A 20,296-nucleotide genomic window follows, 5' to 3' on the forward strand; every position below is an offset into this window, starting at 1 on the left:
TTATGGATACTGTCCGTAAAACGAATTTAAAACCACGGGGAGCCTCCTTGAGGCGCTATAACCCAACCAGAGGAATTTAGAATGGCTAAGAAAGTCCAAGCCTATGTCAAGCTGCAGGTTGCAGCTGGTATGGCTAACCCGAGCCCGCCGGTAGGTCCAGCACTGGGTCAACAAGGCGTGAACATCATGGAATTCTGTAAAGCGTTCAACGCAAAAACTGATTCCATGGAGAAAGGTCTGCCGATCCCGGTTGTTATCACCGTTTATGCTGACCGTTCTTTCACTTTCGTTACCAAAACGCCTCCGGCAGCAGTTCTGCTGAAGAAAGCGGCTGGTATCAAGTCTGGTTCCGGCAAGCCGAACAAAGACAAAGTGGGTAAAATTTCCCGCGCTCAGCTGCAGGAAATCGCGCAGACCAAAGCTGCCGACATGACTGGTTCCGACATTGAAGCGATGACTCGCTCCATCGAAGGTACTGCACGTTCCATGGGCCTGGTAGTGGAGGACTAAGAAATGGCTAAACTGACCAAGCGCATGTCCGTGATCCGTGACAAAGTTGATGCTACTAAACAGTACGACATCAACGAAGCTATTGCTCTGCTGAAAGAGCTGGCCACAGCTAAATTCGTAGAAAGCGTAGACGTTGCCGTTAACCTCGGTATCGACGCTCGTAAATCTGACCAGAACGTACGTGGTGCAACTGTACTGCCGCACGGTACTGGCCGTTCCGTTCGCGTAGCTGTATTTACCCAGGGCGCAAACGCTGAAGCTGCTAAAGCTGCAGGCGCTGAGCTGGTAGGTATGGAAGATCTGGCTGACCAGATCAAGAAAGGCGAAATGAACTTCGACGTTGTTATTGCTTCCCCGGATGCAATGCGCGTTGTTGGCCAGCTGGGTCAGGTTCTGGGTCCACGCGGCCTGATGCCAAACCCGAAAGTTGGTACTGTAACTCCTAACGTTGCTGAAGCTGTTAAGAACGCTAAAGCGGGTCAGGTTCGTTACCGTAACGACAAAAACGGCATCATCCACACTACCATCGGTAAAGTGGATTTTGACGCTGACAAACTGAAAGAAAACCTGGAAGCTCTGCTGGTTGCGCTGAAAAAAGCGAAACCGACTCAGGCTAAAGGCGTGTACATCAAGAAAGTTAGCATCTCCACCACCATGGGTGCTGGTGTTGCCGTTGATCAGGCTGGTCTGAGCGCGTCTGCGAACGTCTAAGATTAGCTTTACGTGGGCGGCGAATTTGTCTACAATCTTCGCCCACGATTCTATTAGCTTCGGCCGATAGACAACAGATTTGTTCGTTGGAGCCTGGCCTAATCCAGGCCTCCGTCGAAGACCGCAGGTGTTTCGTCAGAAACTTAATGCCCTGCGTAGACGGTGACAGAACGCTAAGATTATTTCTGATACTCTGGCTTGTTTCTGCTCACCGTATTAAGACGCTCTGTCCGTTTGGAAGAGTGAAGTGAGTTCCGGAACATGAGTTCCGGCAAACATCCAGGAGCAAAGCTAATGGCTTTAAATCTTCAAGACAAACAAGCGATTGTTGCTGAAGTCAGCGAAGTAGCCAAAGGCGCGCTGTCTGCAGTAGTTGCGGATTCCCGTGGCGTAACTGTAGACAAAATGACCGAACTGCGTAAAGCAGGTCGCGAAGCCGGCGTATACATGCGTGTTGTTCGTAACACCCTGCTGCGCCGTGTTGTTGAAGGTACTCAGTTCGAGTGCCTGAAAGACGCGTTCGTTGGTCCGACCCTGATTGCATATTCTATGGAACACCCGGGCGCTGCTGCTCGTCTGTTCAAAGATTTCGCGAAAGCGAATGCAAAATTTGAGGTCAAAGCCGCAGCCTTTGAAGGTGAATTGATCCCGGCATCGCAAATCGATCGCCTGGCAACTCTGCCGACCTACGAAGAAGCAATTGCACGCCTGATGGCAACCATGAAAGAAGCTTCGGCTGGCAAACTGGTTCGTACTCTGGCTGCTGTACGCGATGCGAAAGAAGCTGCTTAATCGCAGTTATCTTTATCAAGCATCTGCTTACGTATAAACTTATTCTGATTTTCAGGAACAATTTAAATGTCTATCACTAAAGATCAAATCATTGAAGCAGTATCCGCTATGTCTGTAATGGACGTTGTAGAACTGATCTCTGCAATGGAAGAAAAATTCGGTGTTTCCGCTGCTGCTGCTGTAGCTGTAGCTGCTGGCCCGGTTGAAGCTGCTGAAGAAAAAACTGAATTCGACGTAATTCTGAAAGCTGCTGGCGCTAACAAAGTTGCTGTAATCAAAGCAGTACGTGGCGCAACTGGCCTGGGTCTGAAAGAAGCTAAAGACCTGGTAGAATCTGCTCCGGCTGCGCTGAAAGAAGGCGTGAGCAAAGACGACGCAGAAGCACTGAAAAAATCTCTGGAAGAAGCTGGCGCTGAAGTTGAAGTTAAATAAGCCAACTTTTCTGGTTGCAGCCTGAGAAATCAGGCTGATGGCTGGTGACTTTTTAGTCACCAGCCTTTTTGCGCTGTAAGGCGCCAGTAGCATTTCACACTGTTTGACTACTGCTGTGCCTTTCAATGCTTGTTTCTATCGACGCCTTAATATACTGCGACAGAGCGTCCGTTCTGTGTAAATCGCAATGAAATGGTTTAAGCGTGATAGCAACAGGCATTGCGGAAAGTATTCGATTTTCCGGTCAACAAAATAGTGTTGCACAAACTGTCCCTTCGTCGGACAGATGGGTCGACTTGTCAGCGAGCTGAGGAACCCTAATGGTTTACTCCTATACCGAGAAAAAACGTATTCGTAAGGATTTTGGTAAACGTCCGCAAGTGTTGGACATACCTTATCTCCTTTCTATCCAGCTTGACTCGTTTCAGAAGTTCATCGAGCAAGATCCTGAAGGGCAGTATGGTCTGGAAGCAGCTTTCCGTTCCGTTTTCCCGATTCAGAGCTACAGCGGTAATTCCGAGCTGCAATACGTCAGCTACCGCCTTGGCGAACCGGTGTTTGACGTCCAGGAATGTCAGATCCGTGGCGTGACCTATTCCGCACCGCTGCGCGTAAAACTGCGTCTGGTGATCTACGAGCGCGAAGCGCCGGAAGGCACCGTAAAAGACATTAAAGAACAAGAAGTCTACATGGGCGAAATTCCGCTCATGACTGACAACGGTACCTTTGTTATCAACGGTACTGAGCGTGTTATCGTTTCTCAGCTGCACCGTAGTCCTGGCGTCTTCTTTGACTCCGACAAAGGTAAAACCCACTCTTCGGGTAAAGTGCTGTATAACGCGCGAATCATTCCTTACCGTGGTTCCTGGCTGGACTTCGAATTCGATCCGAAGGACAACCTGTTCGTACGTATTGACCGTCGCCGTAAACTGCCTGCGACCATTATTCTGCGTGCGCTGAACTACACCACTGAGCAGATCCTTGACCTGTTCTTTGAGAAAGTTGTTTTCGAAATTCGCGACAACAAGCTGCAGATGGAACTGGTGCCGGAACGCCTGCGTGGTGAAACCGCATCCTTTGATATCGAAGCTAACGGCAAAATCTACGTCGAAAAAGGCCGTCGTATCACTGCGCGCCATATTCGTCAGCTGGAAAAAGACGATATCAAGCATATCGAAGTTCCGGTCGAATATATCGCGGGTAAAGTTGCATCTAAAGACTACGTCGATGAATCTACTGGCGAGCTGATCTGCGCAGCGAACATGGAGCTGAGCCTGGATCTGCTGGCTAAGCTGAGCCAGGCGGGTCACAAGCGTATCGAAACGCTGTTCACTAACGATCTGGACCACGGTCCGTACATTTCTGAAACTGTACGCGTCGACCCAACCAACGATCGTCTGAGCGCGCTGGTAGAAATCTACCGCATGATGCGCCCTGGTGAGCCGCCGACTCGTGAAGCTGCTGAAAGCCTGTTCGAGAACCTGTTCTTCTCCGAAGACCGCTATGATCTGTCTGCGGTTGGTCGTATGAAGTTCAACCGTTCTCTGCTGCGCGACGAAATCGAAGGTTCCGGTATCCTGAGCAAAGACGACATCATTGAAGTGATGAAGAAGCTCATCGATATCCGTAACGGTAAAGGCGAAGTCGATGATATCGACCACCTTGGCAACCGTCGTATCCGTTCCGTAGGCGAAATGGCGGAAAACCAGTTCCGTGTTGGCCTGGTACGTGTTGAGCGTGCGGTGAAAGAGCGTCTGTCTCTGGGCGATCTGGATACCCTGATGCCTCAGGATATGATCAACGCCAAGCCGATTTCTGCCGCAGTGAAAGAGTTCTTTGGTTCCAGCCAGCTGTCTCAGTTTATGGACCAGAACAACCCGCTGTCTGAGATTACGCACAAACGCCGTATCTCCGCACTCGGCCCAGGCGGTCTGACCCGTGAACGTGCAGGCTTCGAAGTTCGAGACGTACACCCGACTCACTACGGTCGCGTATGTCCAATCGAAACGCCTGAAGGTCCGAATATCGGTCTGATCAACTCCCTGTCCGTGTATGCACAGACTAACGAATACGGCTTCCTTGAGACTCCGTACCGTAAAGTCACCGACGGCGTTGTTACTGATGAAATTCATTACCTGTCTGCTATCGAAGAAGGCAACTACGTTATCGCTCAGGCGAACTCCAACCTGGATGACGAAGGCCACTTTGTAGAAGATCTGGTTACCTGCCGTAGCAAAGGCGAATCCAGCTTGTTCAGCCGTGACCAGGTTGACTACATGGACGTATCCACCCAGCAGGTGGTTTCCGTCGGTGCGTCCCTGATCCCGTTCCTGGAACACGATGACGCCAACCGTGCATTGATGGGTGCGAACATGCAACGTCAGGCGGTTCCGACTCTGCGCGCTGATAAGCCGCTGGTTGGTACCGGTATGGAACGTGCTGTTGCGGTTGACTCCGGTGTTACTGCAGTTGCTAAACGTGGCGGTACTGTTCAGTACGTGGATGCTTCCCGTATCGTTATCAAAGTTAACGAAGACGAGATGTACCCGGGTGAAGCAGGTATCGACATCTATAACCTGACCAAATATACCCGTTCTAACCAGAACACCTGTATCAACCAGATGCCATGTGTGTCTCTGGGTGAGCCGGTTGAACGTGGTGATGTGCTGGCAGACGGTCCGTCCACCGACCTCGGTGAACTGGCGCTCGGTCAGAACATGCGCGTCGCGTTCATGCCGTGGAACGGCTATAACTTCGAAGACTCCATTCTCGTTTCCGAGCGTGTAGTCCAGGAAGACCGTTTCACCACCATCCACATTCAGGAACTGGCCTGTGTGTCCCGTGACACCAAGCTGGGGCCGGAAGAGATCACCGCTGACATCCCGAACGTGGGTGAAGCTGCGCTCTCCAAACTGGATGAATCCGGTATCGTTTATATCGGTGCGGAAGTGACCGGTGGCGACATTCTGGTTGGTAAGGTAACGCCGAAAGGTGAAACCCAGCTGACGCCAGAAGAGAAACTGCTGCGTGCGATCTTCGGTGAGAAAGCGTCTGACGTTAAAGACTCTTCTCTGCGCGTACCAAACGGTGTTTCCGGTACCATTATCGACGTTCAGGTCTTTACTCGCGATGGCGTAGAAAAAGACAAACGTGCGCTGGAAATCGAAGAGATGCAGTTGAAGCAGGCGAAGAAAGACCTGTCTGAAGAACTGCAGATCCTCGAAGCTGGCCTGTTTAGCCGTATTTACGCTGTGCTGGTTGCCGGTGGTGTTGAAGCTGAGAAGCTCGACAAACTGCCACGCGATCGCTGGCTGGAACTCGGCCTGACCGACGAAGAGAAACAAAATCAGCTGGAACAGCTGGCTGAGCAGTACGACGAACTGAAGCACGAGTTCGAGAAAAAACTCGAAGCGAAACGTCGTAAAATCACTCAGGGTGACGATCTGGCACCGGGCGTGCTGAAGATTGTTAAGGTGTATCTGGCGGTTAAACGTCGGATCCAGCCTGGTGATAAGATGGCAGGCCGTCACGGTAACAAGGGTGTAATTTCTAAGATCAACCCGATCGAAGATATGCCACATGATGCTAACGGTACGCCGGTAGACATCGTGCTGAACCCGCTGGGCGTACCATCTCGTATGAACATCGGTCAGATTCTGGAAACCCACCTGGGTATGGCTGCAAAAGGTATCGGCGATAAGATCAACGCCATGCTGAAACAGCAGCAAGAAGTCGCGAAACTGCGCGAGTTCATCCAGCGTGCCTACGATCTGGGTGCTGATGTTCGTCAGAAAGTTGACCTGAATACCTTCAGCGATGAAGAAGTTCTGCGTCTGGCTGAAAACCTGAAAAAAGGTATGCCAATTGCAACGCCGGTGTTCGACGGTGCGAAAGAAGCGGAAATTAAAGAGCTGCTGAAACTGGGTGACCTGCCGACTTCCGGTCAGATCACGCTGTTCGACGGCCGTACGGGTGAGCAGTTCGAGCGTCCGGTAACCGTAGGTTACATGTACATGCTGAAACTGAACCACTTGGTCGACGACAAGATGCACGCTCGTTCCACCGGTTCTTACAGCCTGGTTACTCAGCAGCCGCTGGGTGGTAAGGCGCAGTTCGGTGGTCAGCGCTTCGGGGAGATGGAAGTGTGGGCGCTGGAAGCATATGGCGCGGCATACACCCTGCAGGAAATGCTCACCGTTAAGTCTGATGACGTGAACGGTCGTACTAAGATGTATAAAAACATCGTGGACGGCAACCATCAGATGGAACCAGGCATGCCGGAATCCTTCAACGTACTGTTGAAAGAGATTCGTTCGCTGGGTATCAACATCGAGCTGGAAGACGAGTAACTCTCGATCAAACAGGTCACTGGTGCTGGCGTAATAGCCAGCGCCAGATTGTGCTAACTCCGACGGGAGCAAATCCGTGAAAGACTTATTAAAGTTTCTGAAAGCGCAAACTAAAACCGAAGAGTTTGATGCGATCAAAATTGCTCTGGCCTCGCCAGACATGATCCGTTCATGGTCCTTTGGTGAAGTTAAGAAGCCGGAAACCATCAACTACCGTACGTTCAAACCTGAGCGTGACGGCCTTTTCTGCGCCCGTATCTTTGGGCCGGTAAAAGATTACGAGTGCCTGTGCGGTAAGTACAAGCGCCTGAAACACCGTGGTGTGATTTGTGAGAAGTGCGGCGTTGAAGTGACCCAGACTAAAGTACGCCGTGAGCGTATGGGCCACATTGAACTGGCATCTCCGACTGCGCACATCTGGTTCCTGAAATCACTGCCGTCCCGTATCGGTCTGCTGCTCGATATGCCGCTGCGCGATATCGAACGCGTACTGTACTTCGAATCTTATGTGGTTATCGAAGGCGGTATGACGAATCTGGAACGTCAACAGATCCTGACTGAAGAGCAGTATCTGGACGCGCTGGAAGAGTTCGGTGACGAATTCGACGCGAAGATGGGTGCGGAAGCAATCCAGGCTCTGCTGAAGAGCATGGATCTGGAGCAAGAGTGCGAGCAGCTGCGTGAAGAGTTGAACGAAACCAACTCCGAAACCAAACGTAAAAAGCTGACCAAGCGTATCAAACTGCTGGAAGCGTTCGTACAGTCTGGCAACAAGCCAGAGTGGATGATCCTGACCGTTCTGCCGGTTCTGCCGCCAGATCTGCGTCCGCTGGTTCCGCTGGATGGTGGTCGTTTTGCGACTTCTGACCTGAACGATCTGTATCGTCGCGTCATTAACCGTAACAACCGTCTGAAACGTCTGCTGGATCTGGCTGCGCCGGACATCATCGTACGCAACGAAAAACGTATGCTGCAGGAAGCGGTTGACGCCCTGCTGGATAACGGTCGTCGCGGCCGTGCGATCACCGGTTCTAACAAACGTCCTCTGAAATCTTTGGCCGACATGATCAAAGGTAAACAGGGTCGTTTCCGTCAGAACCTGCTCGGTAAGCGTGTTGACTACTCCGGTCGTTCTGTAATCACCGTAGGTCCATACCTGCGTCTGCATCAGTGCGGTCTGCCGAAGAAAATGGCACTGGAACTGTTCAAACCGTTCATCTACGGCAAGCTGGAACTGCGTGGCCTCGCCACCACCATCAAAGCCGCTAAGAAAATGGTTGAGCGTGAAGAAGCTGTCGTTTGGGATATCCTGGACGAAGTTATCCGCGAACACCCGGTACTGCTGAACCGTGCACCAACACTGCACCGTCTGGGTATCCAGGCATTTGAACCGGTACTGATCGAAGGTAAAGCTATTCAGCTGCACCCGCTGGTTTGTGCGGCATATAACGCCGACTTCGATGGTGACCAGATGGCTGTTCACGTACCGCTGACGCTGGAAGCCCAGCTCGAAGCGCGTGCGCTGATGATGTCTACCAACAACATCCTGTCTCCAGCGAACGGTGAACCAATTATCGTTCCGTCCCAGGACGTTGTATTGGGTCTGTACTACATGACCCGTGACTGTGTTAACGCTAAAGGCGAAGGCATGGTGCTGACTGGCCCGAAAGAAGCTGAGCGTATCTATCGCGCAGGTCTGGCCTCTCTGCATGCGCGCGTTAAAGTGCGTATCACTGAATACGAAAAAGATGAAAACGGCGAATTCGTTGCGAAAACCAGCCTGAAAGACACGACCGTTGGCCGTGCCATTCTGTGGATGATCGTACCGAAAGGTCTGCCTTTCTCCATCGTCAACCAGGCGCTGGGCAAGAAAGCGATCTCCAAAATGCTGAACACCTGTTACCGCATTTTGGGTCTGAAGCCGACTGTTATCTTCGCTGACCAGACAATGTACACCGGCTTTGCTTATGCAGCGCGTTCAGGTGCATCTGTTGGTATCGATGACATGGTCATCCCAGAGAAGAAACACGAGATCATCTCTGAAGCGGAAGCTGAAGTTGCTGAGATCCAGGAGCAGTTCCAGTCTGGTCTGGTAACCGCGGGCGAACGCTATAACAAAGTTATCGATATCTGGGCAGCGGCGAACGATCGTGTATCCAAAGCGATGATGGATAACCTGCAAACTGAAACCGTTATTAACCGTGACGGCCAGGAAGAACAACAGGTTTCCTTCAACAGCATCTACATGATGGCCGACTCCGGTGCGCGTGGTTCTGCAGCACAGATTCGTCAGCTGGCAGGTATGCGTGGTCTGATGGCGAAGCCGGATGGCTCCATCATCGAAACGCCGATCACCGCGAACTTCCGTGAAGGTCTGAACGTACTCCAGTACTTCATCTCCACGCACGGTGCGCGTAAAGGTCTGGCGGATACCGCGCTGAAAACAGCAAACTCCGGTTATCTGACCCGTCGTCTGGTTGACGTCGCGCAGGACCTGGTGGTTACTGAAGACGATTGTGGCACGCTGGAAGGCATCACCATGACCCCGGTTATCGAGGGTGGTGACGTTAAAGAGCCGCTGCGCGATCGCGTTCTGGGTCGTGTGACCGCTGAAGACGTTCTGAAGCCGGGTACGGCGGATATTCTGGTTCCACGCAACACGCTGCTGCACGAACAGTGGTGTGATCTGTTGGAAGAGAACTCCGTTGACTCCGTCAAAGTACGTTCTGTTGTATCTTGTGACACCGACTTTGGTGTATGTGCGCACTGCTACGGTCGTGACCTGGCGCGTGGCCACATCATCAACAAAGGTGAAGCAATCGGTGTTATCGCGGCACAGTCCATCGGTGAACCGGGTACACAGCTGACGATGCGTACGTTCCACATCGGTGGTGCGGCATCTCGTGCGGCTGCTGAATCCAGCATCCAGGTGAAAAACAAAGGTAGCATCCGTCTGAGCAACGCGAAGTCGGTTGTTAACTCCAGCGGTAAACTGGTTATCACCTCACGTAACACCGAACTGAAACTGATCGACGAATTCGGTCGTACCAAAGAAAGCTATAAAGTGCCTTACGGTTCTGTTATGGCGAAAGGTGATGGCGAGCAGGTTGCCGGCGGTGAAACCGTTGCAAACTGGGATCCGCACACCATGCCGGTTATCACCGAAGTGAGTGGTTTCGTCCGCTTTACTGACATGATCGACGGCCAGACCATTACTCGTCAGACCGACGAGCTGACCGGTCTGTCTTCTCTGGTGGTTCTGGATTCTGCAGAGCGTACTGCGGGTGGTAAAGACCTGCGTCCGGCACTGAAAATTGTTGATGCTCAGGGCAACGACGTTCTGATCCCAGGCACCGATATGCCTGCTCAGTACTTCCTGCCGGGTAAAGCGATTGTTCAGCTGGAAGATGGCGTACAGATCAGCTCTGGTGACACCCTGGCGCGTGTTCCGCAGGAATCCGGCGGTACCAAGGATATCACCGGTGGTCTGCCGCGCGTTGCGGACCTGTTCGAAGCACGTCGTCCGAAAGAGCCGGCAATCCTGGCTGAAATCAGCGGTATCATTTCCTTCGGTAAAGAAACCAAAGGGAAACGTCGTCTGGTTATCACCCCGGTAGACGGTAGCGAACCGTACGAAGAGATGATTCCGAAATGGCGTCAGCTCAACGTGTTCGAAGGTGAACGTGTAGAACGTGGTGACGTGGTTTCCGACGGTCCGGAAGCGCCGCACGACATTCTGCGTCTGCGTGGTGTTCATGCTGTTACGCGTTACATCGTTAACGAAGTGCAGGACGTATACCGTCTGCAGGGCGTTAAGATTAACGATAAACACATCGAAGTTATCGTTCGTCAGATGCTGCGTAAAGCCACCATCGAAAGTGCTGGTAGCTCCGACTTCCTGGAAGGCGAGCAGGTTGAATACTCCCGCGTCAAGATTGCTAACCGCGATCTGGAAGCGAACGGCAAAGTGGGCGCAACATTCTCCCGCGATCTGCTGGGTATCACCAAAGCGTCTCTGGCAACCGAGTCCTTCATCTCCGCGGCATCGTTCCAGGAGACAACTCGCGTGCTGACCGAAGCAGCCGTTGCGGGCAAACGCGACGAACTGCGCGGTCTGAAAGAGAACGTCATCGTAGGTCGTCTGATCCCGGCTGGTACCGGTTATGCATACCATCAGGATCGTATGCGCCGTCGTGCCGCAGGCGAACAGCCAGCAGCACCTCAGGTTACTGCGGAAGACGCATCTGCCAGCCTGGCAGAGCTGCTGAACGCAGGTCTGGGTGGTTCTAACAACGATTAATCGTTGCTGACCTCATAAAAAACCCGCTTCGGCGGGTTTTTTTATGTCTGCTAACAGGATGGATAAGGTGTCAGTGTTATCCGTTTACCGGCGGCAAGCGTCGATAAAGCTCAATCATGTCGTCCGCCAGATCCTGAATCACCATGGCGTTCATCAGATGGTCTTGCGAATGGACGGTAATGAGATTGACCGGCAATTTGCCTGTACCTTCATCGATACCGATCAGTTGGGTCTGGATTTTATGCGCCTGCTTGACGAAATCCCGAGACTCCATCATCGCGTGTTCTGCCCCCGCGAAATCGCCTTTACGCGCCAGTTGCAGGGCCGTTAATGCCTGACTGCGTGCGGCTCCGGCGTTAACCAACAATTCCATGATGATCGTTTCTAACTCTTCCATACCCTCACTCCAGTAGCTTCAGCGCTTTTTCCAGTACGGCATCACCCTTCATCATGCCGTAATCCATCATATCGATAACGGCGACTTTCTTACCTAACGGGTCGGCAAGCGCCTGTAACTTCGCCTGCTCATATTTCACTTGTGGGCCGAGTAACACGATATCGGCAGTCGCAATGTTCTCCTCAAACTCCGCCACGGGGACAGCTTTGATAGTGACTTCAACACCTTTTTTCTGGGCAGCATCTTTCATCCGTTGCACCAGCATGCTGGTGGACATTCCGGCGGCACAGCATAAAACGATATTCTTCATAATCGGCTCTCACAGTTCCCTGGGTCTTTCATCTTTAGCCCGCGCTTGCAGGGAGAACAACAGTGTTTAAGTGAATGTGTGTAAAGCATCACACAAAAAATGAAACCGGTTGCAGTGGCGCTGAACCTGCCTGCAGAGGTGAAGGCAGGGCAAAAATGAGGAAGAGATCTTTCGCCCTGGTCAGCTTCCGTTGCTGACAGAAACAAAATAAAAAAACGGGAGTTGGACGGCAACCTCCCGTTTTTCACATTACGTATTCGCTCGTAAAAAACGTCTGTTCTTACATGCCGGTTCAGCGAATTTGCGAGGCACGCCCCAGATAGCTGTCCCAGTCTTTCCACACCGGCTGCAACCCTTTTGCCATCAGCGCGTCAGCAACGGCTTCAGGGCGGCGGTCGTCGTGCGGAGAAAATTGTTCCAGTTCTGGATGATTGTCGGCATAGCCACCCGGCTGCGTTTTTGAGAAGGCGCTGACATTGTTGATCGCCAAAGGAATGACGTGATCGCGAAACCACGGCGACTCGCGGGTGGAGAGTGACAGTTCAATTTCCGGGGCCAGTAAACGAAACGCACAAATGGTTTGCACCAGTTGACGTTCATCCATGATCGATGCGGGCTCTATACCTCCGGTACAGGGGCGCAGGCGAGGGAAAGAGATCGAGTAGCGGCTCTGCCAGTAATGTTGCTGCATCCACAGCAGATGTTCAGCGACCATGTAACAATCCACGCGCCAACTGTCGGACAGACCAATCAGCGCCCCCAGGCCGATTTTGTCGATGCCGGCACGACCCAATCTGTCCGGTGTTTCCAACCGCCAGAAGAAATCCTGCTTTTTGCCCTTCAGATGATGACGGGCATAAATGCCCTCGTGGTAGCTCTCCTGATAAACCATTACGCCGTCCAGACCCAGCACCTTTAGTTCAGCATATTCCGCTTCTGACAGCGGCTGTACCTCCATCTGTAATGAAGAAAACTGGCGGCGAATGGCGGGGAAATGACGGCGAAAGTAATCCATACCGACCTTACTTTGATGCTCCCCGGTCACCAGCAGCAAATGCTCAAAACCCAGTTCACGGATGGCGGCGCATTCCCGTTTAATCTCGTCCTCGTCCAGCGTTTTTCGCTTAATGTGGTTGCTCATCGAAAAGCCACAGTAGGTACAGTCGTTGGCGCACAAATTAGAGAGATACAGTGGAACATAAAAACTCACGGTGTTGCCAAAACGCTGGCGAGTGAGTTTCTGTGCCCGTTGCGCCAGCGGCTCCAGATAATCGGCGGCGGCAGGTGAGAGCAGCGCCATCAGGTCATCGCGACTGAGCGAGGAGGCGTGAAGCGCCCGTTCGACATCTCGGGACGTTTTACTGTGAATACGCAGACGAATATCGTCCCAGTCTAGCTCCCGCCAGCGATCGCTGAACGTTTTCATGCCATGGCCTCCAGGAATCCGGTTAACGGGCTGGTGGCCTGCGCATCTGCGCTGCGGCTTCCCGGTACCGCCTGACGTGCCAGAACCCCTGCTTCAACGGCCAGTCGGAAAGCGGTTGCCATCATGACCGGATCGTCAGCCACCGCTATCGCGGTATTGACCAGTACCGCGTCGGCGCCCATCTCCAGCGCCTGGGTGGCGTGGCTGGGGACGCCGATCCCGGCATCGACCACAACCGGAACGTTTGCCTGCTGAATGATAATGTCCAGCATCGCACGTGTTTCCAGTCCCTGATTCGAGCCAATGGGCGCGCCGAGTGGCATGACAGCGGCACAGCCTACTTCTTCAAGCCGCTTGCACAGTACGGGATCGGCGCCACAGTAGGGCAGCACCACAAATCCCTGTTTTACCAGCGCTTCGGCGGCTTTCAGCGTTTCTATTGGGTCTGGCAACAGCCAGCGGACGTCAGGGTGAATTTCCAGCTTCAGCCAGTTTGTTCCGAGGGCTTCACGTGCGAGCTGGGCGGCAAAAATAGCTTCTTCCGCTGTTTTTGCCCCTGATGTGTTGGGCAGCAGCGTTACGCCAGCCTCGATCAGCGGCGCGAGAATGGCATCGTTGTTCTGACGCAAATCCACGCGCTTCATAGCCAGCGTAACGAGCTGGCTGCCGGATGCGCGAATGGCGTTGACCATCAGCTGTGACGAGGCAAATTTCCCGGTGCCGGTGAACAGATGAGACTCAAACGTTTTGTCGGCAATACGTAACATATCAACCCCCTGCAATAACCTGAAAAAGCAGGATCTGGTCGCCTTCCTGCACGATGTGTTGTTGCCACTGTTCACGTGGCAGGATCTGCTGATTCAGCGCCAGTGCAGCCCCCGGTTTGAGCTGATTCAGTTGTGCGAGCAGCTCGCTGACGGTTTGTCCTTCCACGCACTGCATCGGCTCGTCATTGAATTGAATCTGCATGCTGCCCTCCACAGACCGGACAACTGCTGGCACGGCGCAGCGCCAGGCTGCGCCACTGGCTGGTTTTGCCATCAAACAGGCGTAATGAATCGCTGGGTGTTTCAATGCCGCTCAGTAGCTTAATGGCTTCCAGCGCCTGCAACGTTCCCATAATGCCAACGACCGGGCCGACAATGCCCGCAGTGCGGCAGTTGCGCTCTGGCTCTACGTCATCTGGCCACAGGCAGCGGTAGCAGCCTTGTTCCCACGGTGGGGTGAGAACCATTAACTGCCCACCAAAACCGACGGCACTGGCGGTAATCAGCGGTGTATTCAGCGCGACACATGCGGCGTTAATCTCCTGGCGCGTTGCCATGTTGTCGGTACAGTCCAGCACCACTTCGGCACGCGCTATCGCATGCCTGAGCGCGTCGCCCTTCAGACGCTGCTGTAACGCCACCAGTTCGATATCCGGGTTGAGTCGTGTCAGTCGTTGACGTGCAACCTGTGATTTGGACCGGGCGATATCGTCGGTAGTGAACAGGATCTGGCGCTGCAGGTTGCTCAGATGTACGTCATCATCATCCACCAGAACCAGCGTTCCAACGCCAGCCCCCGCCAGATACAGCGCAGCAGGAGAACCTAATCCGCCTAAACCAATAATCAGCACATGGCTTTCACTCAGCTTGTGCTGACCCTCGATGGCAATATCACCCAGCAGTATCTGACGGCTGTAGCGCATAAAATCGCGATCATTCATCACCCGCTCCTGCAATCGAAAGCAGCTGCTCCGTGGCGGCATGCCAGTCTGAGGCCTGAGTTATCGCACTGACTACAGCAATGCTGCCGACACCGGTAGCCAGCACTGCAGGTGCGCGTTCAAGGCTTATCCCGCCAATCGCGACGGTGGGGTAGTCGGCCAGCCGTTCGATATGGCTCGCCAACTGCGCCAGCCCTTGTGGGGAAGAGGGCATCTGTTTGGTTTGGGTCGGAAAGACGTGACCCAGCGCGATGTATGACGGACGAGCGGTCAGCGCGATGTCGATTTCCATATCATCATGTGTCGATACGCCAAGGCGTAAACCTGCCGCCTGAATCGCTTTCAGATCGGTGGTTTCGAGGTCTTCCTGACCGAGATGCACGCCGTAAGCGTTGTGTTTTATCGCCAGTCGCCAGTAGTCGTTGATAAATAAACGGGCATCGTAGCGCCTCCCCAGTGCAATGGCGGCCACCACGTCGTCTTCGACCTCTTCATCACGCTTATCTTTGATTCGTAGCTGAATGGTGCGCACGCCGGCCTCCAGCAGACGTTCAATCCACAACACGCTATCGACAACCGGATACAGCCCGAGGCGAAACGGGACGGAAGGAAAATCAGGCTGATACATCAGGCTTCCTCCTTTTTCAGATAAATTTCTCCGCCTTTGGCGCGGAAGCTCTCTGACATATCGGCCATCCCCACTTCGATAGTTTGTGCGGCGGCGTAGTCGCGTACTTCCTGGCTGATTTTCATCGAGCAGAATTTAGGTCCGCACATTGAGCAGAAGTGGGCGACTTTACCGGACTCCTGCGGCAGGGTTTCATCGTGATAGGCGCGAGCGGTGAACGGATCAAGCGCCAGGTTAAACTGGTCTTCCCAGCGGAATTCGAAGCGCGCTTTTGACATGGCGTTGTCGCGGATCTGTGCGCCAGGATGACCTTTCGCCAGATCTGCCGCGTGTGCGGCAATCTTGTAGGTAATCAGCCCCTGTTTGACGTCCTCTTTATTCGGCAGTCCGAGGTGTTCTTTCGGCGTCACGTAGCAGAGCATCGCACAGCCGAACCAGCCAATCATCGCGGCACCAATGCCAGAGGTGAAGTGGTCGTAGCCCGGCGCGATATCAGTGGTCAAGGGACCTAAGGTATAGAATGGCGCCTCGTGGCAGTGCTCCAACTCTTCGGTCATGTTGCGTTGGATCATCTGCATTGGCACGTGGCCGGGGCCTTCAATCATCACCTGCACATCATATTCCCAGGCGATTTTGGTTAATTCGCCCAATGTATGCAGCTCGGAGAATTGTGCCTCGTCATTAGCATCCTGAATGGAACCCGGGCGCAGGCCGTCACCCAATGAGAGCGAAACATCGTAGGCCGCGCAGATTTCACAAATTTCGCGGAAATGTTCGTAGAGGAAGTTTTCCTGGTGATGGGAGAGGCACCATTTCGCCATAATTGACCCCCCGCGCGAGACAATACCGGTCAGGCGTTTGGCGGTCATCGGCACATAACGCAGCAACACACCCGCGTGGATGGTGAAGTAGTCCACTCCCTGTTCTGCCTGCTCCAGCAGCGTATCGCGGAACGCTTCCCAGGTGAGATCTTCAGCGATCCCATTGACCTTCTCCAGCGCCTGGTAGATCGGTACGGTGCCGATCGGAACCGGACTGTTACGCAGGATCCACTCGCGGGTTTCGTGGATATAGCGACCGGTGGAGAGATCCATGACCGTGTCTGCGCCCCAGCGTGTAGACCACACCAGTTTTTCAACCTCTTCCTCGATGGAGGAGGTGACTGCTGAGTTGCCGATATTGGCGTTGACCTTCACCAGGAAGTTACGGCCAATAATCATCGGCTCCGATTCCGGGTGGTTAATGTTGGCAGGAATGATGGCACGCCCGGCAGCTACTTCATCACGTACAAATTCCGGCGTGATATTTTCCGGCAGGCGTGCGCCAAAGCTCATTCCTGGGTGCTGGTGGCGCAGCACTTCACTGCGGATGCGCTCGCGCCCCATGTTTTCACGAATCGCGATAAATTCCATCTCCGGGGTGACGATCCCCTGACGCGCATAGTGCAACTGAGTCACACGACGGCCAGCTTTAGCGCGTTTTGGCGTCAATAATCCCGTAAAGCGCAGTTCATCCAGGCCATCGTCGGCCAGGCGTTCTTTGGTGTACGCCGAACTGAGGTCGTTGAGTTCTTCGCTATCGTTACGCGCGGTAATCCATGGCTGGCGCAGCTTTGCCAGACCCTGCTGGACGTTAATGGCAACATCAGGATCGCCGTACGGACCAGATGTGTCATACACCGGCACCGCTTCGTTATCTTCAAACTGTGGATGGTCTTTTGACCCGCCAGTCAGCGTGGGGCTAAGCTGGATTTCACGCATCGGAATACGGATATCCGGCTGCGAACCTACAATGTAGATGCGTTTTGAGTTAGGAAAGGCAGTGCCTTCCAGCGTATCGATAAAGTGTTGGGCCTGGGCGCGCTGCTCGCGGCGTGATGGTTTAGTAGTGACAGACATAGCTCATTCCAAAAAAGTAAGGATATGGCTTGTCAGACGACGGATGAAGCAAGAGAAACGATCACCCAAGGGCGATGCAGTTGTAGATTGACTCTTGTTCCCTTCGCAGGTTTTAACCTGATCAGGTTCCGCGGATCCCGAATTAACGGTCTCAGCCTTTCCCACGTCATCCTTCGCGCTGCCTCTGTGTTGGCTTCGTCAGCTCATTCCAGTCACTTACTAATGTAAGCTTCTGGAGGTTCACTGACTTGCCGCTTTGATGCATCACGAATGCTATTGTGGAAAATAAGCACTCCGACAAGAAGTAACCTCAAAAAGAGGTAATGAATGTAAACTACGCGTTAATAGTCTGGAACTCAAGCAGGACGTTTGATCATGCTGCTGTCATGCATCGCATCCAGTACCAGCATAATCAGCTTATCTTCCAGCACAAACCGGGCTTCCAGCGCTTCGCCGAGATCTGATAAAACCGTTTGAAATTCAAGGAAATTATCATGATCGATAGCGGTTTCCAGGCTGGAATCATAATAGTCCATGATCAGCTGCGTATTGGCCTCCAGTAATGGCCAAATTTTCGTTGCTTTTAAAAGCTGCCCGTTCCCTTCCAATTTATGGAGAATGCGTTCATAAATACTGAAGTGGCCGGTGGAGAGGTAATCGACCAGGCTTTGACAAAAATCATCCAGCGCTTTTTCATTGAGTCGCATGTACGATTCTTTGCCAGGCTTAATGCCAACCAGATTGTAGTAAGCCACGAGCAGGTGCTTACGTACATGTAGCCAGCGATCAACCAGTTTATTACTTCCTCCGACGTGCTCCGTCAGGCTTTCCAGCTGGTTTAGCATGATTGACTCCGCAAGATGGTGTTTAAAAACTGCTCACGTACAAATGTAAAAATAATGTAAACAACATGCCTGTGAAGCAAAGGTAGCGCAAGAGATATGGATCGTATAATTGAAAAATTAGACAGCGGCTGGTGGATTGTCAGTCATGAACAAAAGATATGGCTACCACATGGAGAGTTGCCCCATGGTGAAGCGACTCGTTTTGATCTGGTAGGGCAGCGCGCACTCCCGATAGGTGAATGGGAAGGGGAAACGGTCTGGCTGGTGCAGCAGCAACGCCGGCATGAAATGGGATCAGTTCGCCAGGTTATCGATCAGGATGTGGGCCTGTTTCAACTGGCTGGTCGCGGTGTACAGCTGGCGGAGTTCTACCGTTCACACAAATACTGCGGCTACTGTGGCCACACGATGTACCCAAGTAAAACCGAATGGGCCATGCTGTGCAGCCACTGTCGCGAACGCTACTACCCGCAAATTGCGCCCTGCATTATCGTTGCCATTCGTCGTGATGACTCTCTTCTTCTTGCTCAACACGTTCGCCATCGCAATGGTGTTCATACCGTACTCGCGGGTTTTGTCGAAGTGGGAGAGACGTTAGAACAGGCGGTTGCACGTGAAGTGATGGAAGAGAGCGGTATCAAGGTGAAGAACCTGCGCTATGTGACCTCCCAGCCGTGGCCGTTCCCGCAGTCGCTGATGACCGCGTTTATGGCGGAGTATGATAGAGGTGAGATTGTTATCGACCCGAAAGAGCTACTGGAAGCGAACTGGTATCGCTATGATGATTTACCGCTTTTACCGCCGCCGGGTACCGTCGCGCGTAGGCTAATTGAAGATACCGTGGCGATGTGTCGGGCTGAGTACGAGTAAAGAACGAGTAGTGATACACTGACGGCCTGACGCTAAAAGGAATGTAAAAATGACCGAACTGAAGAACGATCGTTATCTGCGAGCGCTGCTGCGCCAGCCCGTTGATGTCACTCCGGTATGGATGATGCGCCAGGCAGGCCGCTATCTGCCGGAGTACAAAGCTACCCGCGCTGAAGCGGGCGATTTTATGGCGTTGTGCAAAAATGCTGAGCTGGCCTGTGAAGTGACGCTTCAACCGCTGCGCCGTTATCCGCTTGATGCGGCGATCCTCTTTTCGGACATTTTGACTATCCCGGATGCGATGGGGCTCGGGCTTTACTTTGAAGCCGGAGAAGGCCCACGTTTTTCCTCCCCGATTACCTGTAAAGCCGACGTCGATAAGCTGCCCATTCCCGATCCGGAAGGTGAGCTGGCTTACGTGATGAACGCGGTGCGCACTATTCGCCGCGAATTGAAAGGCGAAGTCCCGCTGATTGGTTTCTCTGGTAGCCCGTGGACGCTGGCGACCTATATGGTGGAAGGTGGTAGCAGTAAAGCCTTCACCGTCATTAAAAAGATGATGTACGCCGATCCTAAAGCGCTGCATCTGTTGCTCGACAAACTGGCGAAAAGCGTCACTTTGTACCTTAACGCGCAGATCAAAGCGGGCGCGCAGTCGGTGATGATCTTCGACACCTGGGGCGGCGTGCTGACCGGGCGTGATTATCAGCAGTTCTCTCTCTACTACATGCACAAGATTGTCGATGGTCTGCTGCGCGAAAACGACGGTCGCCGCGTGCCAGTGACGTTGTTTACCAAAGGGGGTGGACAGTGGCTGGAAGCGATGGCAGAAACCGGCTGCGATGCGCTGGGGCTCGACTGGACGACGGATATCGCAGATGCGCGTCGTCGTGTCGGTCATAAAGTTGCGCTGCAGGGGAATATGGACCCGTCTATGCTCTATGCGCCGCCGGCACGTATCGAAGAAGAAGTGGCGACGATCCTTGCTGGTTTTGGTCAGGGTGAAGGACATGTCTTTAACCTCGGACATGGCATCCATCAGGATGTACCGCCAGAACATGCGGGTGTCTTTGTGGAGGCGGTACATCGTCTGTCCGAGCAATACCACCGCTAAGGAGCC

17 protein-coding genes and 1 riboswitch are annotated in these 20,296 nt (G+C 53.1%); of the genes, 8 read left to right on the top strand and 9 right to left on the bottom strand.

Features of this window, described 5'->3' with window-relative positions; translation table 11 throughout:
- Positions 1–81 precede the first annotated feature (81 nt).
- The 6 genes from rplK to rpoC all read left to right on the top strand — a co-directional run bounded on the left by rplK (position 82) and on the right by rpoC (position 11,094).
- On the top strand, positions 82–510 hold the full coding sequence (gene rplK, locus N7268_RS06550) for a 50S ribosomal protein L11 (RefSeq protein ID WP_003033122.1): 429 nt from the start codon (positions 82–84) through the stop codon (positions 508–510).
- A gap of 3 nt (positions 511–513) precedes the next feature.
- Positions 514–1,221, top strand: coding sequence for a 50S ribosomal protein L1 (gene rplA, locus N7268_RS06555; RefSeq protein WP_198907431.1), 708 nt, complete (start codon positions 514–516; stop codon positions 1,219–1,221).
- A 294-nt stretch (positions 1,222–1,515) separates the two neighbouring features.
- Positions 1,516–2,013, top strand: coding sequence for a 50S ribosomal protein L10 (rplJ, locus tag N7268_RS06560; RefSeq protein ID WP_007704673.1), 498 nt, complete (start codon positions 1,516–1,518; stop codon positions 2,011–2,013).
- 66 nt (positions 2,014–2,079) lie between these two features.
- Positions 2,080–2,445: a 50S ribosomal protein L7/L12 gene (gene rplL, locus N7268_RS06565; RefSeq protein WP_012133812.1), complete on the top strand. Its 366-nt coding sequence runs from the start codon at positions 2,080–2,082 to the stop codon at positions 2,443–2,445.
- Between the two features lie 320 nt (positions 2,446–2,765).
- Positions 2,766–6,794, top strand: a complete 4,029-nt coding sequence (rpoB, locus tag N7268_RS06570) for a DNA-directed RNA polymerase subunit beta (RefSeq protein ID WP_260862179.1) — start codon at positions 2,766–2,768, stop codon at positions 6,792–6,794.
- Between the two features lie 76 nt (positions 6,795–6,870).
- Complete coding sequence (gene rpoC, locus N7268_RS06575) at positions 6,871–11,094, top strand: DNA-directed RNA polymerase subunit beta' (protein ID WP_260862180.1); 4,224 nt, start codon at positions 6,871–6,873, stop codon at positions 11,092–11,094.
- 76 nt (positions 11,095–11,170) lie between these two features.
- Here rpoC and N7268_RS06580 read toward each other — a convergent pair whose 3' ends face one another.
- The 9 genes from N7268_RS06580 to rsd form a co-directional block, all read right to left on the bottom strand.
- Complete coding sequence (locus tag N7268_RS06580) at positions 11,171–11,491, bottom strand: PTS lactose/cellobiose transporter subunit IIA (RefSeq protein ID WP_260862181.1); 321 nt, start codon at positions 11,489–11,491, stop codon at positions 11,171–11,173.
- A gap of 4 nt (positions 11,492–11,495) precedes the next feature.
- The gene (locus N7268_RS06585) at positions 11,496–11,801 is read right to left on the bottom strand and encodes a PTS sugar transporter subunit IIB (protein WP_260862182.1); all 306 of its coding nucleotides are present in this window, start codon (positions 11,799–11,801) and stop codon (positions 11,496–11,498) included.
- Positions 11,802–12,093: 292 nt separating this feature from the next.
- Entirely contained in the window at positions 12,094–13,227 is a 1,134-nt protein-coding gene (thiH, locus tag N7268_RS06590; RefSeq protein ID WP_260862183.1) for a 2-iminoacetate synthase ThiH, read from the bottom strand.
- Complete coding sequence (gene thiG, locus N7268_RS06595; RefSeq protein WP_260862184.1) at positions 13,224–13,994, bottom strand: thiazole synthase; 771 nt, start codon at positions 13,992–13,994, stop codon at positions 13,224–13,226. The genes thiH and thiG overlap by 4 nt, the downstream gene beginning before the upstream one ends.
- Before the next feature lies 1 nt (position 13,995).
- Entirely contained in the window at positions 13,996–14,196 is a 201-nt protein-coding gene (gene thiS, locus N7268_RS06600; protein ID WP_260862185.1) for a sulfur carrier protein ThiS, read from the bottom strand.
- Entirely contained in the window at positions 14,177–14,935 is a 759-nt protein-coding gene (locus N7268_RS06605; protein WP_260862186.1) for a HesA/MoeB/ThiF family protein, read from the bottom strand. Before N7268_RS06605 ends, thiS begins: the two co-directional genes overlap by 20 nt.
- Positions 14,928–15,563 carry a thiamine phosphate synthase gene (thiE, locus tag N7268_RS06610; protein ID WP_260862187.1) on the bottom strand — a complete coding sequence of 212 codons (636 nt, stop codon included), beginning with the start codon at positions 15,561–15,563 and terminating at the stop codon, positions 14,928–14,930. Before thiE ends, N7268_RS06605 begins: the two co-directional genes overlap by 8 nt.
- Positions 15,563–17,461, bottom strand: a complete 1,899-nt coding sequence (thiC, locus tag N7268_RS06615; protein WP_260862188.1) for a phosphomethylpyrimidine synthase ThiC — start codon at positions 17,459–17,461, stop codon at positions 15,563–15,565. The genes thiE and thiC overlap by 1 nt, the downstream gene beginning before the upstream one ends.
- Positions 17,462–17,542: 81 nt before the next feature.
- Positions 17,543–17,768: riboswitch (TPP riboswitch) on the bottom strand.
- Between the two features lie 49 nt (positions 17,769–17,817).
- A complete protein-coding gene (gene rsd / locus N7268_RS06620) occupies positions 17,818–18,306 on the bottom strand; it encodes a sigma D regulator (protein WP_260862189.1) in 489 nt (162 codons plus the stop codon).
- Positions 18,307–18,402: 96 nt separating this feature from the next.
- On the opposite strand from rsd, the gene nudC reads away from it, so the two are divergent.
- Both nudC and hemE read left to right on the top strand, forming a co-directional pair.
- Positions 18,403–19,176 carry an NAD(+) diphosphatase gene (gene nudC, locus N7268_RS06625; RefSeq protein WP_260862190.1) on the top strand — a complete coding sequence of 258 codons (774 nt, stop codon included), beginning with the start codon at positions 18,403–18,405 and terminating at the stop codon, positions 19,174–19,176.
- A gap of 49 nt (positions 19,177–19,225) precedes the next feature.
- Positions 19,226–20,290, top strand: coding sequence for a uroporphyrinogen decarboxylase (gene hemE / locus N7268_RS06630; protein WP_198907444.1), 1,065 nt, complete (start codon positions 19,226–19,228; stop codon positions 20,288–20,290).
- Positions 20,291–20,296: the final 6 nt, after the last annotated feature.

This window comes from Citrobacter sp. Marseille-Q6884 (genome assembly GCF_945906775.1).
GTDB lineage: Bacteria > Pseudomonadota > Gammaproteobacteria > Enterobacterales > Enterobacteriaceae > Citrobacter.

Excerpts from the sequence above, each read along its gene's own strand:
- rplK (WP_003033122.1), top strand. The coding sequence starts at position 82 with ATGGCTAAGAAAGTCCAAGCCTATGTCAAGCTGCAGGTTGCAGCTGGT.
- rplA (WP_198907431.1), top strand. The coding sequence starts at position 514 with ATGGCTAAACTGACCAAGCGCATGTCCGTGATCCGTGACAAAGTTGAT.
- rplJ (WP_007704673.1), top strand. The coding sequence starts at position 1,516 with ATGGCTTTAAATCTTCAAGACAAACAAGCGATTGTTGCTGAAGTCAGC.
- rplL (WP_012133812.1), top strand. The coding sequence starts at position 2,080 with ATGTCTATCACTAAAGATCAAATCATTGAAGCAGTATCCGCTATGTCT.
- rpoB (WP_260862179.1), top strand. The coding sequence starts at position 2,766 with ATGGTTTACTCCTATACCGAGAAAAAACGTATTCGTAAGGATTTTGGT.
- N7268_RS06580 (WP_260862181.1), bottom strand. The coding sequence starts at position 11,491 with ATGGAAGAGTTAGAAACGATCATCATGGAATTGTTGGTTAACGCCGGA.
- N7268_RS06585 (WP_260862182.1), bottom strand. The coding sequence starts at position 11,801 with ATGAAGAATATCGTTTTATGCTGTGCCGCCGGAATGTCCACCAGCATG.
- thiH (WP_260862183.1), bottom strand. The coding sequence starts at position 13,227 with ATGAAAACGTTCAGCGATCGCTGGCGGGAGCTAGACTGGGACGATATT.
- thiG (WP_260862184.1), bottom strand. The coding sequence starts at position 13,994 with ATGTTACGTATTGCCGACAAAACGTTTGAGTCTCATCTGTTCACCGGC.
- thiS (WP_260862185.1), bottom strand. The coding sequence starts at position 14,196 with ATGCAGATTCAATTCAATGACGAGCCGATGCAGTGCGTGGAAGGACAA.
- N7268_RS06605 (WP_260862186.1), bottom strand. The coding sequence starts at position 14,935 with ATGAATGATCGCGATTTTATGCGCTACAGCCGTCAGATACTGCTGGGT.
- thiE (WP_260862187.1), bottom strand. The coding sequence starts at position 15,563 with ATGTATCAGCCTGATTTTCCTTCCGTCCCGTTTCGCCTCGGGCTGTAT.
- thiC (WP_260862188.1), bottom strand. The coding sequence starts at position 17,461 with ATGTCTGTCACTACTAAACCATCACGCCGCGAGCAGCGCGCCCAGGCC.
- rsd (WP_260862189.1), bottom strand. The coding sequence starts at position 18,306 with ATGCTAAACCAGCTGGAAAGCCTGACGGAGCACGTCGGAGGAAGTAAT.
- nudC (WP_260862190.1), top strand. The coding sequence starts at position 18,403 with ATGGATCGTATAATTGAAAAATTAGACAGCGGCTGGTGGATTGTCAGT.
- hemE (WP_198907444.1), top strand. The coding sequence starts at position 19,226 with ATGACCGAACTGAAGAACGATCGTTATCTGCGAGCGCTGCTGCGCCAG.